Here is a 15,314-nt window from a genome sequence, read left to right as displayed (position 1 = left end):
ATGAAATATTGTGATTATTGCGTAATGCCAGATACGAGACCAGGGATAAAATTTAGTAAAGATAAAAATGGTAAAAATATTTGTTCAGCTTGTGTAAATCATAAAAATAAAGAAAATATTGATTATGAAGCTAGATTTAAAGAATTAGAAAAACTTTGTGATAAATATAGAAGAATGAATGGTAAGTATGAGTATGATTGTGCTATTGCGGTAAGTGGGGGCAAAGATTCTCATTTTCAAGTACATATTATGAAAGAAAAATTAGGAATGAATCCTATTTTATTTAGCGTAGAAGATAATTTTACTATGACTGAAACTGGGAAGAAAAATTTAAAAAATATTTCTGAAGAATTTGGCTGTCATCTTATAAGCTTAAAACCTGATATAAAAACTCAAAAAAAAGTTATGTTGAAAACCTTTGAAAAGTATGGAAAACCTACCTGGTTTATAGATAGATTAATCTATTCTTACCCTTTTGCTATGGCTTTGAAATTTAATACACCTTTGCTTGTCTATGGGGAAAATATTTCATATGAATATGGCGGGAATGACAACATTGAAACTTCTGATGCAAGTGGTATTTTTTTAAATGGAGTAGCGAGTGATTTGGATATTAATGAATTTATAGATGATGAAATAAAGGAAGAGAATTTGCAATTGTTTTTTGATCCACAAAAAGACGATTTGGGTAATCTTCATCCTATATACTTGAGTTATTTTGTTAAATGGAATTCTTATTCTAATTATGTTTTTGCCAAAAATAGAGGGTTTAGTGATTTAAATGGAGAATGGGACAGGAGACATTGTGCTGAAAATTTTGATCAAGTTGATAGTATTGCTTATTTAATTCATCCATGGATGAAATACCCAAAATTTGGCCATGCTATGGCTAGTGATTATGCAGCTAGATTTATAAGATATGGACTTTTAAGCAGAGATGAAGCCGTAAAAATAGTAAAACAAAAAGATCATAATTTGGATAATAAATGTATAGAAGATTTTTGTAATTTTTTAGGTATTTCAAAATCTAAATTTTGGAGTATAGTAGAAAAGCATTATAATAAAGAGTTATTTTATAAGAATGAATTTGGAGAATATAAATTAAAAAATGAAATACAATAAAACTCTTGTTATAGCAGAAGCTGGAGTTAATCATAATGGTGATATAAATTTAGCTAAAAAGCTTATAGAAGTAGCTAGTGAAGCTGGGGCTGATTTTGTAAAATTTCAAACCTTTGTAGCTGAAAATTGTATAAGTAAAAATGCCAAAAAAGCAGAGTATCAACTCCAAGCTACTGATGAAAATCAAAGCCAGCTTGATATGGTTAAAAAATTAGAACTTTCTAAACAAGATCATGAAATTTTAATAGAACATTGTAAAAAATTTAATATTAAATTTCTTTCCACTGCTTTTGATTTAGAAAGTATTGATTTGCTTGTAAAATTTGATATAGAAATTTTTAAAATTCCAAGCGGAGAATTAACTAATCTTCCTTACTTGAAAAAAATTGCTAGTTTTAATAAAAATATCATCTTATCGACAGGAATGGCCACTTTAGGTGAGATTGAAAAAGTTTTAGATATTTTGGTGCAAAATGGCACTCAAAGAGATAAAATCATTATTTTACATTGTAATACAGAATACCCTACACCTTTTGAAGATGTAAATTTAAGAGCTATGCAAACTTTAAAAAAAGCCTTTTGTTTGCCCGTAGGATATTCTGATCACACTTTGGGTATAACTATACCTATAGCAGCTGTAGCTATGGGAGCTTGTGTGATAGAAAAACATTTTACTTTAGATAAAAGTATGCAAGGGCCTGATCATCAAGCTTCCTTAGAACCTGAAGAATTAAAAGCTATGATTAAATCCATAAGAGAGCTAGAACAAGCTTTTGGAAATGGTGTTAAAATTCCAAGCAAAAGCGAAATTAAAAACAAAGCCATTGCTAGAAAATCTCTTGTAGCTAAAAAAGTTATAAAAAAGGGCGAATGTTTTAGTGAAGAAAATCTTACCACAAAGCGACCGGGGGATGGAATTTGTGCTATGAAATATGATAAATATTTAGGTAAAATTGCTAGTAGAGATTATGCTGAAGATGAGTTAATTGATGAATAGAAAAATTTGTGTTATTAGTGGCACTAGAGCCGAATGGTATTTATTAAGAAATTTATGCAAATACATTGAACAAGATAATGAATTAACTTTGCAGCTTATTGTTACAGCAGCTCATTTAAGTCAAGATTTTGGTTTTACTTGTCAAGAGATTGAAAAAGAATTTAAAGTAAATAAAAAAATTCCCATTTTGCTTAATAACAATGATGGTGTAGGTATTTGTAAAAGTATGGGGCTTTTACAAATTTCACTTTGTGAAGCTTTTGAAGAATTAAAACCTGATATTGTGGTGATATTAGGCGATAGATATGAAATGCTCTCTTGTGCTAGTGCTTGTTTGATAATGCAAATTCCCTTAGCGCATCTTTGTGGAGGTGAGCTTACCTTGGGAGCTATTGATGATAGCATTAGGCATGCTATTAGTAAAATGGCGCATTTGCATTTTGCTAGTACTCAAACTTATGCAAATAGAATTTTGCAACTTGGAGAAAGTAAAGATAGAGTTTTTAATGTAGGTTCTCTAGGGGGAGAAAATATCAATAATATGAATTTTTTAAACAAGGAAGATTTGCAAAAAGAATTGAATTTGATATTTGATGAAAATATATATTTAATAACTTATCATCCTCAAACGATACAAAAATCAAGCGTTAAAAAAGAAATAAAATTATTGCTTGAATTTTTAGATAATTTGGAAAATTCTACTTTAATTTTTACGAAAGCAAATGCTGATGAGAATGGCTTATATATTAATGAGCTTTTAAATGAGTATTGTATAAAACAATCTCATAAAGCAAAGTTATTTGATAATTTGGGCTCTAAAAGATACTTAAGTTTAATGAAAATAGCAAATATACTTATAGGAAATAGCTCTAGTGGAATTTGCGAAAGTCCTTTTTTAAGAATTCCTTGTATCAATATAGGTAACAGGCAAGAAGGAAGAATTTTTGCTGATAATATTATAAATTGTGATATTTATCATTTAAAACAAGCGTTTTTGTATGTTAATACCAAAGAATATCAAGATAAGCTAAAAAATTTCATTAATCCTTTTGAGTGTGAAGGTAAAAATACAAGTCTAATGATAAAGGATATTTTAAAAAATATTTCTTTGGAAAAAATTTTATATAAAAAATTTGTGGATATGCAATGAGTATTGAAAAATTAAAACTTGCTAAAAATGCAAGCATACAAGAAGCTTTAAAAATTATAGGTAGTGAGCGTGTTAGAATAGCTTTGGTGGTAGAAAATGATAAATTTTTAGGTGTAATTAGTGATTCTAACATTAGAAGAGCTTTATTAAATGGCAAAAAGCTTGAAGATAGCATAGAAACAATTTATACTAAGAATTCGTTAACCATTAAAGAAAATACAAGTAAAGAAGAGCTTTTAAAATTAGCTAGTCAAACTGATATTTATGATTTTCCTGTCTTAAATAGTGAAAATGAAGTCATAGCTATAAAATCTATTGCTTCAATTCTTAAAGAAAAAAGTTTTGAAAATGAAGTAGTTCTAATGGTTGGAGGTCTTGGAAGTAGATTGGGTGAACTTACCAAAAATACTCCAAAACCTATGTTAAAAATAGGTAAAAAACCAATACTCGAAAATATTGTTTTAAATTTCAAAGAACAAGGTTTTAAAAAGTTTATATTTTGTGTAAATTATAAAAAAGAAGTTATTTGTGATTATTTTCAAGAAGGCAAAAGTTGGGGTGTTGAAATTTCTTATATTAAAGAAAAACAAAAACTTGGCACTGCCGGGGCTTTGTCTTTGGTGAAAGATATGAAAAAATCATTTATTGTTATGAATGGAGATATTTTAACTAAACTTGATTTTGATCAACTTATTCAAGAGCATAAAAAAAGTAAAGCAGTGATGAGTGTGGTACTTAGAGAATTTGAGCAACAAATTCCTTACGGTGTTGTGAAAATTTCTAACAATGATATAAAAGATATAGAAGAAAAACCTATGCAGAAATTTTTAGTTAGTGCTGGAATTTATGTATTAGAACCAGAAGTTTTAAAGTATATCAAAAAAGATGTGTATTTGGATATGCCTAATTTGATTAAGCGATTGTTAGATAAAAAATTAAAAATAAATTCTTATATATTACAAGATTATTGGATTGATATAGGAAGACTTGAAGAATATGAAAAGGCGATTATTGATGCAAATAATTAAGAATAGTTTAAATGATATTTTGGCAATCATTCCTGCGCGTAGTGGAAGTAAGCGTCTTATTCATAAAAACATTAAAATTTTAAAAAACAAGCCTTTAATCGCATGGAGTATTGAAGCTGCTTTAAAGTCTAAATATATAAAAAATGTCATGGTTAGCACAGATTCTCAAGAATATGCAAGGATAGCAATGCAATATGGAGCGCAAGTGCCTTATTTAAGAGATAGATCTTTATCAGATGATACATCATCTTCTTTTGATGTTATAAAAAATATTATTGATTTTTATGCTGATAAAAATATTAGTTTTAAATATATTGTTTTGTTACAACCTACAAGTCCTTTGAGAAATAATAAACATATTGATGAGGCGTTGGATTTATTTTTTAAGAAAAACGCTAATTCTGTAATTAGTGTTTGTGAGTGTGAACACTCTCCTCTTTGGAGTAATACTATACCAGAAAATGGCGCTATGGATTTATTTTTGCCTTCAGAGATTAAAAATTTACGCTCACAAGATTTAGAGAAACATTACAGACTTAATGGTGCTATTTATATAGCAAAAATAAAAGAATTTATGCAATATAAAGGTTTTTTTATGCCAAATAGCTTTGCTTACAAAATGGAGTCTATTTATTCTATAGATATTGATACGGATTATGATTTTAAAATGGCTAGTTTGTTGTTAAAAAGTGAGTATATTTAAATCCTACTCTCTAACCCTAAAATTTCTTTTTCTAAAACTTCTAATATTTTTTTATTAAAATGCTTATATTGAAAAATATTAGCTAATTTTTTAATGCATTTTAAACTTTGCTTTTTATGTTGGTAATTTTGCCATAAAATTTCTTTATTTTTGTTTTCATATCTACCATTTTCATTAAATTCATAGCGGTATGTACATTCTTTCGATACAAAAAAGCTCTCACTTAGCATAAAATTTATATAGTTAAAAAGCACATCTTCTCCATAACAAAGTTTTTCTTTAAAATCAACATACTCAAAACTTTTTAAAATCAAATTTTTCCTATATACTTTTGCCCAAACACTCCAGCAAAAATGTTTCTGTTTAAGTAAAAATTCCAAAAATTCATCTTTGTTAAAAAGCCTATCTTGTTTAAATCTATAAAATTTCTTAAATTTCACCCTATGTACATATGCATCAAACACTACCATATCTACATTTTTGATTTTTTCAAGCCCAACTTCACAAGCATTAAGCTCTAAATAATCATCAGGATCTAAAAACATTATAAAATTTGATTTTGCATTTAATACACCTATATTTCTACTAGCAAAAGTTCCTAAATTCTTTTCATTATGTATGATTTTTATTCTATCATCTTTACTAGCATATTCTTTAGCTATATCTATACTTTTATCATTGCCAAGGTCATCTACCACAATGATTTCTATATCTTTAAAAGTTTGTTTAATACAGCTTTCTAATGCTCTAGCAATATATTTTTCTACATTATAGGTTGGTAGTATGATGGAAATTTGACTCATTTTAGCTCTTTAAATAAAGTGATGATATAATTATAGCTTTTATTTTTAAGGAAAATTATGAATATTTTTATCAACCTTCCTACTTGGCTTGGCGATGCGGTGATGGCTAGTGCGGCTATTTATGCTATAAAAGAAAAATACCCTCAAGCTAAATTTACTTTTTATGGTTCTTTTGTGAGCACAGAGCTTTTTAAACGCTTTGAAAATGCTCAAATTTTAGTAGAAAATAAAAAGCAAAGATATAAGCAAATTTTAAAAGCTAGAAAAAATCTTGGTAAATTTGATCTAGCTTTTTCATTTCGCTCGGCATTTTCAAGTAAGATCATTTTAAATCTAATCAAAGCAAAAAAAAGATTTTATTTTGATAAAAATATTCTAAAAGAAGAACACCAAGTCTTAAAATACTTAAATTTCATAGAAAAAGCCTTAAATTTTAAAGCCACTTCAAATGCTTTAAAACTCCCTATAAAAGCAAAATCAACTCAAAAAATCTTAGGTATAAACCCGGGTGCGCATTTTGGAAGTGCCAAAAGATGGGAAGCGAGCTATTTTGCAAGGGTAGCAAAAGAATTTAGCTCAACTCATCAAATTTTAATCTTTGGAGTAGAAAGTGAGAGAGAAATTTGTGATGAAATTGAGCATTTTCTTTTAAAAGAAGGTATCAAATCAAAAAATCTTTGTGGTAAAACTAGTATTTATACTTTATGTAAAAATATTTCTATGCTTGATTTGCTCATCACAAACGACAGTGGTCCTATGCATATAGGTGCAGTTTATGGGGTGAAAACGGTGGCTATTTTTGGCTCGACTAAATTTAGTCAAACTTCGCCTTGGCAAGAAAATGCTAAAATAGCACATTTAAATTTAGCTTGTATGCCTTGTATGCAAAAGGTCTGCCCTTTAAAACACCACAAATGTATGAAAGATTTAAAGCCTGAAATGGTAATAAATTTAGCAAAAAATATTTTAGGAGTGTGAATGGTTTTTAGTTCTTATGAATTTATATTTATATTTTTACCTATAACTTTAATTATATTTTATATGCTTAAAAAATTTAATCATATTCAAAGTGCAAAATTATTTTTAGTTTTAGCAAGTTTATTTTTTTATGCCTTTTGGAAGCTTGAATATGTTTTGATTTTATTGCTTTCTATGGGTGTGAATTTTTATCTTGCAAATTTAATTTTACTTAATAGGGGGAGGATAAAGCTATTATTTTATAGCGGAGTGTTTTTTAATTTAGTCTTACTTGCTTTTTTCAAATACACCGATTTTCTTTTAGAAAATTTTAATGTATTTTTTCAAATAGTCCAACTAGATTTTAATATTCCTTTACCGCATATATTACTACCTTTAGCTATATCTTTTTTTACTTTTCAGCAAATTGCTTTTTTAGTAGATTGTTATAAAAGAACAAATATAGAAGGTTTAAAAAGTGAAAATACATATAAAATAAATATTTTAGATTATGCTTTGTTTGTAACATTTTTTCCTCAGCTTATAGCAGGTCCAATAGTGCATCATAAAGAAATGATGCCTCAATTTAAAAGTATGCTTTGGAATAATTCTATTCTTATTAATTGGGAAAATATAGCCAAAGGATTATTTATATTTTCTATGGGTTTATTTAAGAAAGTATATATTGCTGATTCTTTTGCGCTTTGGGCTAATGCAGGGTTTAAGATAGCTGAAAATGGAGGTGCTTTAAATATTTTTGAAGCTTGGGCAACTTCTTTATCTTATACTTTTCAGCTTTATTTTGATTTTAGTGGCTATTGTGATATGGCTATAGGTATAGCTTTATTTTTTAGTATAAAACTTCCTATTAATTTTAACTCTCCTTATAAAGCATTGAATATAAGTGATTTTTGGAGAAGATGGCATATAACATTAGGTAAATTTTTAAAAGATTATTTATATATACCTTTGGGTGGTAATAGGGTTTCTAAGATTATAAATTTAAGAAATCTTTTTATAGTGGCTTTTGTAAGTGGAGTATGGCATGGAGCTGGATGGGGTTTTGTGATATGGGGAGTGTTGCATGGACTAGCTATGGTGCTTCATAGAATATATGTATTTATAATCCTAAATGCTAAATTTAAAGAAAATATTATTTATAAAATATTTGCATGGTTTATAACTTTTAATTTTATTAATCTTGCGTGGATATTTTTTAGAAGCGAAAGTCTTCAAGGTGCTATAAATCTTTTAAAAGCTATGTTTGGTTTAACTTGGGTAGATTTACCAATAAAATGGCATAGAATGAAAGAATCTTTAGCGCAAATTAGTGGTAGCAATGAAACTTTAATTTATATCATCGTTTGTATGATTTTATGTATTGGGTTTAAAAATAGTATTGAAAAACTTGAAAAGTTTAAAACTAGTTATATAAATTCTTTATTAGTCATGCTTTTTTTATATATAGCTTTGATAACTTTAGGAGTAGTTCCTTATACTGAATTTATTTATTTTAATTTCTAAGGATAAAAATGTTTAAATCATATAAAAAATTTGTAATTTATTCTTTAGTAATACCTTTGCCTTTTATATTGTTTTTAGGAGTTTTACTTTATGTGTATGATCCATTGCAACTTTATCATGAACCTTGGTTTAGAAAAAAAACATATTACAATGATTTAACTATTAGCTCCAAAGGTATAATTGATCACAATAAATTTGATTCTATAATTTTTGGAACTTCAATGCTTCAAAATACTTCATCTTTTGAAGCAACTTCTAAACTTGGAGGGCAATTTATCAATTTATCAATAGGTGGAAGCACTTTTGAACAAAGAAAGATTATTTTAGACTATATATTGAAAAAACATACTATTAAACATTTAGTAATATCTTTAGATGAATTTGCAATTATGGATGTAAAATTTCAAAATTTTTCTAATTTTAGCTATTTATATGATCAAAACACCTATAATGATTTAAAAATTTATCTTAATAAAAAATTTATTTTCTGCGCATTGAAATTTTCTAGTAATAAAAAATGTGTTGGAGATGATACTGAGTTAGAAAATTTACCAAAATGGATTAAAAGCCCAATTGCACAAAAACAATTTGGAGGGATTGGAAATTGGATTAAGAATATAGAAGAGGGTGTCCGAAAGGATATTAAAAAAATTGTGCAATTATACAATGGAAATTACATACATGATTATTCGAGTATAGATCTTAATGTTTTAAAAAATCATATTGATATTTACATATTTAACTATGTTAAAATGTATCCAAATGTCCAGTTTTCTTTAATCTTACCAACTTATTCTAGAGTTTATCACAAGATGGCACAGGTTGATTTTCAATATTACCAACAATGGGTAGATTTGGTAAAATATATTATTTTAAAGTCAAAAACACTTGAAAATGTTAAAATATATGGATTTGATGATTTAGATTATGCAGATGATATTGCAAATTATAAAGACTTAAATCACTATAATATAGATATGAATTCAATGCAACTTGATGCTATTAAAAACCAAACAAACATTTTAACGCCTGAAAATATGGATGAGTATTTTAAAATTATGGAAGAAAAAATCAAAAATTATGATTTAAATCCTTTAATTGAGCAAATAAAAGCAAGCGGTATTTTAGATAAATAGTGTAAATAAAAGCTTTTTTTGCGTGAAAACCTCTTGCAAAAGCTTGATAAATGTGTTAAACTTAACAATCATTTTTAATCAAGGAGCTTTTTATGACTAAAGCAGATTTTATTTCTCAAGTTGCTCAAACTGCTGGGCTAACTAAAAAAGATGCAACTGCAGCTACTGATGCAGTAATCGCTACTATTACTGATGTATTAGCTAAAGGTGATAGCATTAGCTTTATTGGTTTTGGTACATTTTCTGTAGCTGAAAGAGCTGCTAGAGAAGCTAGAGTACCAAGCACTGGTGCTACTATCAAAGTACCTGCTACTAAAGTTGCTAAATTTAAAGTAGGTAAAAACCTTAAAGACGCAGTTGCTGCTGCTAAAACTGCTAAAAAAGCTAAAAAATAATTCTTTGCGCAAAAGTTTCTAACTTTTGCGTTTTTCTTCATAGTTAAGTATTAATTTTCTTTTGATATTGTTTTTAAAAATATTAAAGGAAGACTAATGTCAGTTTATAATAATATTTTAGATTGTATAGGTAATACCCCGATTGTTTCTTTAAAAGAATTTGCTCCAAATCTTTATGCTAAATGCGAGTATTTTAATCCAAGTCATTCTATAAAAGATAGAGCGGCTGTGGAGATGATAAAACAAGCTTTAAATGAAGGTAAAATCAATCAAGAAACAACCATTATAGAAGCTACAAGTGGAAATACCGGCATAGCTTTAGCAATGATTTGTGCAAGCTTAAAGCTTAAACTTATCATAGCTATGCCTGAGTCTATGAGTATTGAGCGTAGAAAAATGATGAGTTTTTTTGGTGCAAAGTTAGAGCTTACTCAAGCAAGTAAAGGCATGCAAGGAGCGCTTGATAGAGCTAATGAGCTTTTGAGTGAAATTCCAAATTCGTTTATGATAAGTCAATTTGAAAATATCAACAACAAAAATGCACATAGAAAAAATACTGCTTTAGAAATTTTAAAAGCTTTGCCTGATCTTAGTGTTTTTTTAGCAGGTTTTGGTACAGGCGGGACTATTAGCGGGGTAGGAGAAATTTTAAAAGAACGCAATCCTAATGTCAAAATCATAGCCTTAGAACCCGCATCTTCGCCACTTTTGAGCCAAAATACCGCTGCAAGCCATAAAATTCAAGGTATAGGTGCAAATTTTATCCCTAAAATTTTAAATCAAAAAATCATAGATGAGATAGTTTGTGTAAGCAATGAAGATGCTATAAATACAGCCTTAGAGCTTGGTAAAAATGGCATAATGGCAGGAATTTCAAGTGGTGCAAATGTATATATGGCTAGAAAAATTGCTTTAGAAAACCCTGATAAAAAAGTCTTGACTATGTTAAATGATACAGCCGAGAGGTATTTATCAACTGATTTATTTGCAAATTTATAATTAGGAGCGTGTATGAGTCAAAATAATGAGCATTTTGATTTAGATCTTGAAAGGGCGATTTTAAGTTCTTGTATATATAGTGAAGATTCTTTTTTTAGTGTTTCTTCGGATATTGAAATTAATGATTTTTCGCTCAAAGCTCATCAAGATATTTATAAAGCTATTTTAGCTTGTGTGAATGCAGGCGAGCCTATAAGTGCAAGTTTTATAAGAAAACATAAAAAAGTAGATGAGCAAATTTTAGCTGAAGTTTTAGCTACTACTTCCATAGCAGATGTGAGTAAATACGCTTATGAATTAAGAGAAAAATCCATTAGACGCCAACTTTTAAATTTTGCTTATACTATACCTACAAGGGTTAATGAAGATAAAAGCATTTCTCAAATCTCAGATGAAATAGGCAAAGAAATTTTTAATCTTACAAACCGTGTAAATAGTAATAGTATTAAGGATATGACTATGGTGATGTCTGAGCTTATGGATGAGTTTAAAAAGCAAAAAGAAGCTGAAAATAAAGATATTTTGGGACTTGATACAGGTTTTAGTGAGCTTAATAAAATGACAAAAGGCTTTAAACCTGGCGATCTTGTAATCATCGCAGCACGCCCTGGCATGGGAAAAACTACAATTTGCTTAAATTTTATAGAAAAAACACTAAGACAAAATAAAGGTGTTGTGATGTTTTCACTAGAAATGCCTGCTACGCAAATCATGCAAAGATTAATCAGTGCAAAAACTTCCATTCCTTTGCAAAAAATTCTAATCGCAGATTTAAACGATGATGAGTGGAGTAGGGTAGGTGATGCTTGTAATGAGTATGCACAAAAAAATCTTTATATTTATGATAGCGGTTATGCTAGTATAGCAGACATTCGTTCAATTTTACGCAAAATTAAGGCTCAAGATGAGAGTATTGAGCTTTGTGTAGTTGATTACATCGGTCTTATGATGAGTAACTCAGCTTTTAATGATAGGCATTTGCAGGTGAGTGAAATTTCAAGAGGCTTAAAGCTTTTAGCAAGAGAATTAAATATGCCAGTAGTGGCACTCTCACAGCTTAATCGTTCATTAGAAAGTAGAGCAAATAAGCGTCCTATGCTTAGTGATTTAAGAGAAAGTGGCGCTATAGAGCAAGATGCAGATACGATTTTATTTGTATATAGGGATGAGGTTTATAGAGAGCAAGAAGAAAAAGAAAGAGAAAATAAAGCTAAAAATGAAGGCAAAACTTATGAGAGAAAATTTATGCCAAATCCTGTGCAAGAAAAGGCTGAGCTTATTATAGGTAAAAATAGAAATGGTCCTGTAGGGCATGTGGATTTGCTTTTCTTAAAAGAAAAATCGTGCTTTATTGAAGCTCCAAAAGAAGATTTTGTGGTTACCAATTTTGAAGGTTAATTTAAAGAATAGCGATAATCGTTTTGTATAAAAAGCTCTAAATCTTTAAAATCAATTTTTCCCATCAGCTCTTTTACGAGCTGTTTGTATATTATTTTTTCATCTTTAACTACAAAAGCTGATCTTGCTAATAATCCTGCAAATATACTATCATGTATTAATACTCCATAATTAGTGCCAAAATCTTTAAAGGCAAAATCACTTGCAACTATGATATTATCAATTCCTTCAGTTGCACAAAAACGATCCATAGCAAAAGGTAAGTCCATGCTAATAACAATCACTTCAATGTTTTTTATAGATGCCAATCTTTTGTTAGTTTCTTTAGCTTGTTTGGAACATACTTGAGTGTCTAAGCTAGGAAAAGTTAGTAAAATTTGAGTTTTTCCAGGTGGTGCTATTTCTACTGAGGCAAGATTTTTAGTTTTTAAAGTCACTTTTGGAGCATTATCGCCAATTTGTAGTTGATTTCCTGTGAGTTTTATGTTTTGTTTTTTATATATAATGCTTGACACAATTTTCCTTTTTATAATAAAATCATCTTAGCTAAGAGTAAAAAGCTGAAAAAACCCAAACCATCAGTAATTGCAGTAATTACAACACTTGAACCTACTGCAGGATCAATTTTAAATTTTTTCAAAGTTAATGGCACAAAAGAGCCTACAAAACCGGCTAAGGCTAGATTGATTAGCATTGACAAAGCTATAACAAGTCCTAAAAGGGCTGTTTTAAACCATATAAAAGCTATAATACTCATAACGCTAGCAAATATAAGCCCATTTAATAAAGAAATTCCACTTTCTCTTAATATAACTTTTTTAGCATCTTTAAATTCTACTTCATTGAGTGAGAGTTTTCTAACTGTTACCGCTAAGGCTTGTGAGCCTGTGTTACCTCCCATGGAAGCTACAATAGGCATAAGTACTGCTAGAGCTACAAGTTGTTCTATTTCACCTGAAAAAAGACTGATGATATTAGCTGAAATTAATGAAGTTGTAAGATTAATCATGAGCCAAAAAGCTCTTGCTTTAGCTGCTTTAAAAGCACTTTCTTCTTCAACATCTGCATCAACTCCGGCTAAATTATAAATTTGCTCTGTTGCATTTTCTTGGATTAAATCATGAATATCATCATAAGTAATTCTACCCAAAAGCACTCCATCATCATTTATAACAGCCAAAACACTTAAATCATAATCTTCTACTATATCAATAGCCTTTTGTATATCTTCATGATCTTTAATGCTATAACATTTATATTTTTCATTGTTATTTTTAATAATATCTGCAAAACTTAGTTTAAAATCCCAAAGCAAGAGATCGCTTAGGTTGATAGCATTGCAAAGTTTTCCTTGTTTATCTATGATATAAACTTGAAAAATTTGATCTACTTGTCCTGAATGCTTTAAAATTCTATATCTTTTAATGGCCTTTTCTATACTTTCATTAATAGAGGCTGTGAAAATTTCTGTTTGCATATAAGCACCAGCAGTATTTTCATCATAATTTTTAAGGCGTAAAATTTCTTCTTTATCTTCTGAACTTAAGCGGTTTAAAATAGCTAAAGTTTTTTGTGGATTTAGTTCTTCAAAACGCTTAATTAAGTCTGTTGCATCATCACTTTCAAGCTCTTCTACTGCTTTTGCAATCTTTATAATGCTTAAGTTTTCTAAAATATCTTCTAAGATATGTTCAGGCGTTATAGTAGCTACATTTGCAAGTGTGTAAGTATCAAAAGATTTAAGAGTTTTTAAATAAAGCTCTTCATCATGCCTTTTAATAGTTTTTAAGGCTTCATTGATTTCATAGGTACTTTGATCTTTGAAAGTATTTTTTAAAAGTTCTTGTGCTTCTAAAAAATCATTCATCATCTCAAAGCTCCATAGAATTTTCTATATTTTGTTCTTTTGGTGGATTTTTATAATTTTCATCAATGCTTTGCAAGCGGTTTTCATACTCTTTTGCCATTTTTAAAAATTCTTCTTTGTTTTTTCCACTTAAGCTTGATTTTGGAATTTTAACTATAGTTTCAGGATTAATTGCTTTATTATTTAGATAAAGTCCAAAATGCAAATGTGGCCCAGTACTCATACCAGTAGAGCCTACATAAGCAATCACTTGTCCTTGCTTAACTTTTTGTCCGCGTTTGATTTTTGCAAAGCGACTAAGATGAGCATATAAAGTCATATAGCCTGACATGTGTTTTACTTGTACAACCTTACCATAACCACCTTTTGTCCCAACAAAGCTAATCGTTCCATCTCCTGCACTTTTAACTGGAGTACCCGTTGGAGCTGCATAGTCAATACCTAGGTGTGCTCTATAGCGTTTTAATATAGGATGGTATCTTGCTCTAGTAAAACGATCTGAAATTCTTGTATATTTGACAGGTTTAGTTAAAAAGAAATTTTCAAGCTCTTTTCCTTGAGCATTATAATAAGAATCTTTATATAAAAATACAGAATATTCTTTACCTCTAATATTAGCTAAAGCTGCTTGGATATTAATATCGCCAAAAAGTCTTCCTAGTCTTCTTTTTTGCTCATAAATTAATACTACACTATCGCCTTTTCTAACATTTTTAAAATTAACACTATTTTTAAAAGCTCTTACCATAGCTCTTGCTAAGGTTACGCTACCACTTTCATCATAAACATCTTGATAAGCTGAATTGTTAATAGCTACGCGAATAGTTCTTTTTTCTTTGGTATAAGAAATTGGAGTAAAACTTAATACGAATTTATTTTCAGTATTTTTGTAAATATGAATTTGTAAATCATCACTGATTGGGATTAAAACCTGTTCTAATTCTCCTTGATCATCTTTTAACATTTGGTATTTAATACCACTTGCAATTTCTGCACTTAGTTCTTTATCTTCAGCATCAAGATTATAGTATAAATTTAAAGGTATGGAGTGATCTTGTAAAAAATCAAGTAAAGTTTTGCCATTCTCCCAAGAAAGTTCTTCAACACTTGAAATAGCAAAAAGTTTTATCGATATAAGTAAAGATATGAAAATTTTTTTCATGGTATTTTAAAGCCTTCTAAAATTTAAACATAAATTTGTATTTTACTTAATTTTTCTTACAATTTTGTAAGGA

The 15,314-nt window shown here is 28.7% G+C and carries 15 protein-coding genes; 11 read left to right on the top strand and 4 right to left on the bottom strand.

The features are described 5' to 3' along the window. Genes E2O22_RS06205 through E2O22_RS06185 form a run of 5 tightly spaced genes read left to right on the top strand, consistent with a single transcriptional unit; the run spans window position 1 to window position 5,000 of the window. The gene (locus E2O22_RS06205; protein ID WP_133319785.1) at window positions 1-1,122 is read left to right on the top strand and encodes an N-acetyl sugar amidotransferase; all 1,122 of its coding nucleotides are present in this window, start codon (window positions 1-3) and stop codon (window positions 1,120-1,122) included. After that, window positions 1,109-2,119, top strand: coding sequence for an N-acetylneuraminate synthase (neuB, locus tag E2O22_RS06200; RefSeq protein WP_133319720.1), 1,011 nt, complete (start codon window positions 1,109-1,111; stop codon window positions 2,117-2,119). The genes E2O22_RS06205 and neuB overlap by 14 nt, the downstream gene beginning before the upstream one ends. Continuing rightward, window positions 2,109-3,269 (top strand): UDP-N-acetylglucosamine 2-epimerase, encoded by a 1,161-nt coding sequence (gene neuC / locus E2O22_RS06195; RefSeq protein ID WP_133319719.1) that lies wholly within the window; start codon window positions 2,109-2,111, stop codon window positions 3,267-3,269. The genes neuB and neuC overlap by 11 nt, the downstream gene beginning before the upstream one ends. Further along, window positions 3,266-4,297, top strand: a complete 1,032-nt coding sequence (locus E2O22_RS06190; RefSeq protein ID WP_133319718.1) for a nucleotidyltransferase family protein — start codon at window positions 3,266-3,268, stop codon at window positions 4,295-4,297. Before neuC ends, E2O22_RS06190 begins: the two co-directional genes overlap by 4 nt. Then, window positions 4,284-5,000, top strand: a complete 717-nt coding sequence (locus tag E2O22_RS06185; protein ID WP_133319717.1) for an acylneuraminate cytidylyltransferase family protein — start codon at window positions 4,284-4,286, stop codon at window positions 4,998-5,000. The genes E2O22_RS06190 and E2O22_RS06185 overlap by 14 nt, the downstream gene beginning before the upstream one ends. Here the strand turns inward: E2O22_RS06185 and E2O22_RS06180 are convergent. After that, window positions 4,997-5,803, bottom strand: a complete 807-nt coding sequence (locus tag E2O22_RS06180) for a glycosyltransferase family 2 protein (RefSeq protein ID WP_133319716.1) — start codon at window positions 5,801-5,803, stop codon at window positions 4,997-4,999. The genes E2O22_RS06185 and E2O22_RS06180 overlap by 4 nt on opposite strands. 57 nt (window positions 5,804-5,860) lie before the next feature. Here E2O22_RS06180 and waaF point away from each other — a divergent pair, with 57 nt between their 5' ends. The 6 genes from waaF (at window position 5,861) to E2O22_RS06150 (ending at window position 12,212) form a co-directional block, all read left to right on the top strand. After that, window positions 5,861-6,781 (top strand): lipopolysaccharide heptosyltransferase II, encoded by a 921-nt coding sequence (gene waaF, locus E2O22_RS06175; protein WP_133319715.1) that lies wholly within the window; start codon window positions 5,861-5,863, stop codon window positions 6,779-6,781. After that, complete coding sequence (locus E2O22_RS06170) at window positions 6,782-8,284, top strand: MBOAT family O-acyltransferase (RefSeq protein ID WP_133319714.1); 1,503 nt, start codon at window positions 6,782-6,784, stop codon at window positions 8,282-8,284. It abuts the gene before it with no gap. An 8-nt stretch (window positions 8,285-8,292) separates the two neighbouring features. Then, window positions 8,293-9,420, top strand: coding sequence for a hypothetical protein (locus tag E2O22_RS06165; protein ID WP_133319713.1), 1,128 nt, complete (start codon window positions 8,293-8,295; stop codon window positions 9,418-9,420). Between the two features lie 92 nt (window positions 9,421-9,512). Beyond that, on the top strand, window positions 9,513-9,815 hold the full coding sequence (locus E2O22_RS06160; protein ID WP_039619003.1) for an HU family DNA-binding protein: 303 nt from the start codon (window positions 9,513-9,515) through the stop codon (window positions 9,813-9,815). A 96-nt stretch (window positions 9,816-9,911) separates the two neighbouring features. Beyond that, entirely contained in the window at window positions 9,912-10,814 is a 903-nt protein-coding gene (gene cysK, locus E2O22_RS06155) for a cysteine synthase A (protein WP_133319712.1), read from the top strand. A 12-nt stretch (window positions 10,815-10,826) separates the two neighbouring features. After that, window positions 10,827-12,212, top strand: coding sequence for a replicative DNA helicase (locus tag E2O22_RS06150; protein WP_133319711.1), 1,386 nt, complete (start codon window positions 10,827-10,829; stop codon window positions 12,210-12,212). Here the strand turns inward: E2O22_RS06150 and tpx are convergent. From tpx to E2O22_RS06135, 3 genes are read right to left on the bottom strand one after another with little or no spacing between them, the layout of a single operon-like run. Beyond that, complete coding sequence (gene tpx, locus E2O22_RS06145; RefSeq protein WP_133319710.1) at window positions 12,209-12,727, bottom strand: thiol peroxidase; 519 nt, start codon at window positions 12,725-12,727, stop codon at window positions 12,209-12,211. The two genes, E2O22_RS06150 and tpx, sit on opposite strands and share 4 nt — an antisense overlap. Before the next feature lie 11 nt (window positions 12,728-12,738). Further along, on the bottom strand, window positions 12,739-14,082 hold the full coding sequence (gene mgtE / locus E2O22_RS06140) for a magnesium transporter (RefSeq protein WP_133319709.1): 1,344 nt from the start codon (window positions 14,080-14,082) through the stop codon (window positions 12,739-12,741). A gap of 1 nt (window position 14,083) precedes the next feature. After that, entirely contained in the window at window positions 14,084-15,241 is a 1,158-nt protein-coding gene (locus E2O22_RS06135; RefSeq protein WP_133319708.1) for a M23 family metallopeptidase, read from the bottom strand. Between the last annotated feature and the right edge of the window lie 73 nt (window positions 15,242-15,314).

Source organism: Campylobacter lari, assembly GCF_004357905.1.
GTDB lineage: Bacteria > Campylobacterota > Campylobacteria > Campylobacterales > Campylobacteraceae > Campylobacter_D > Campylobacter_D lari_D.
The sequence above is the reverse complement of the archived record's forward strand: the minus strand, read 5'-3'. Positions and strand labels throughout refer to the sequence as shown.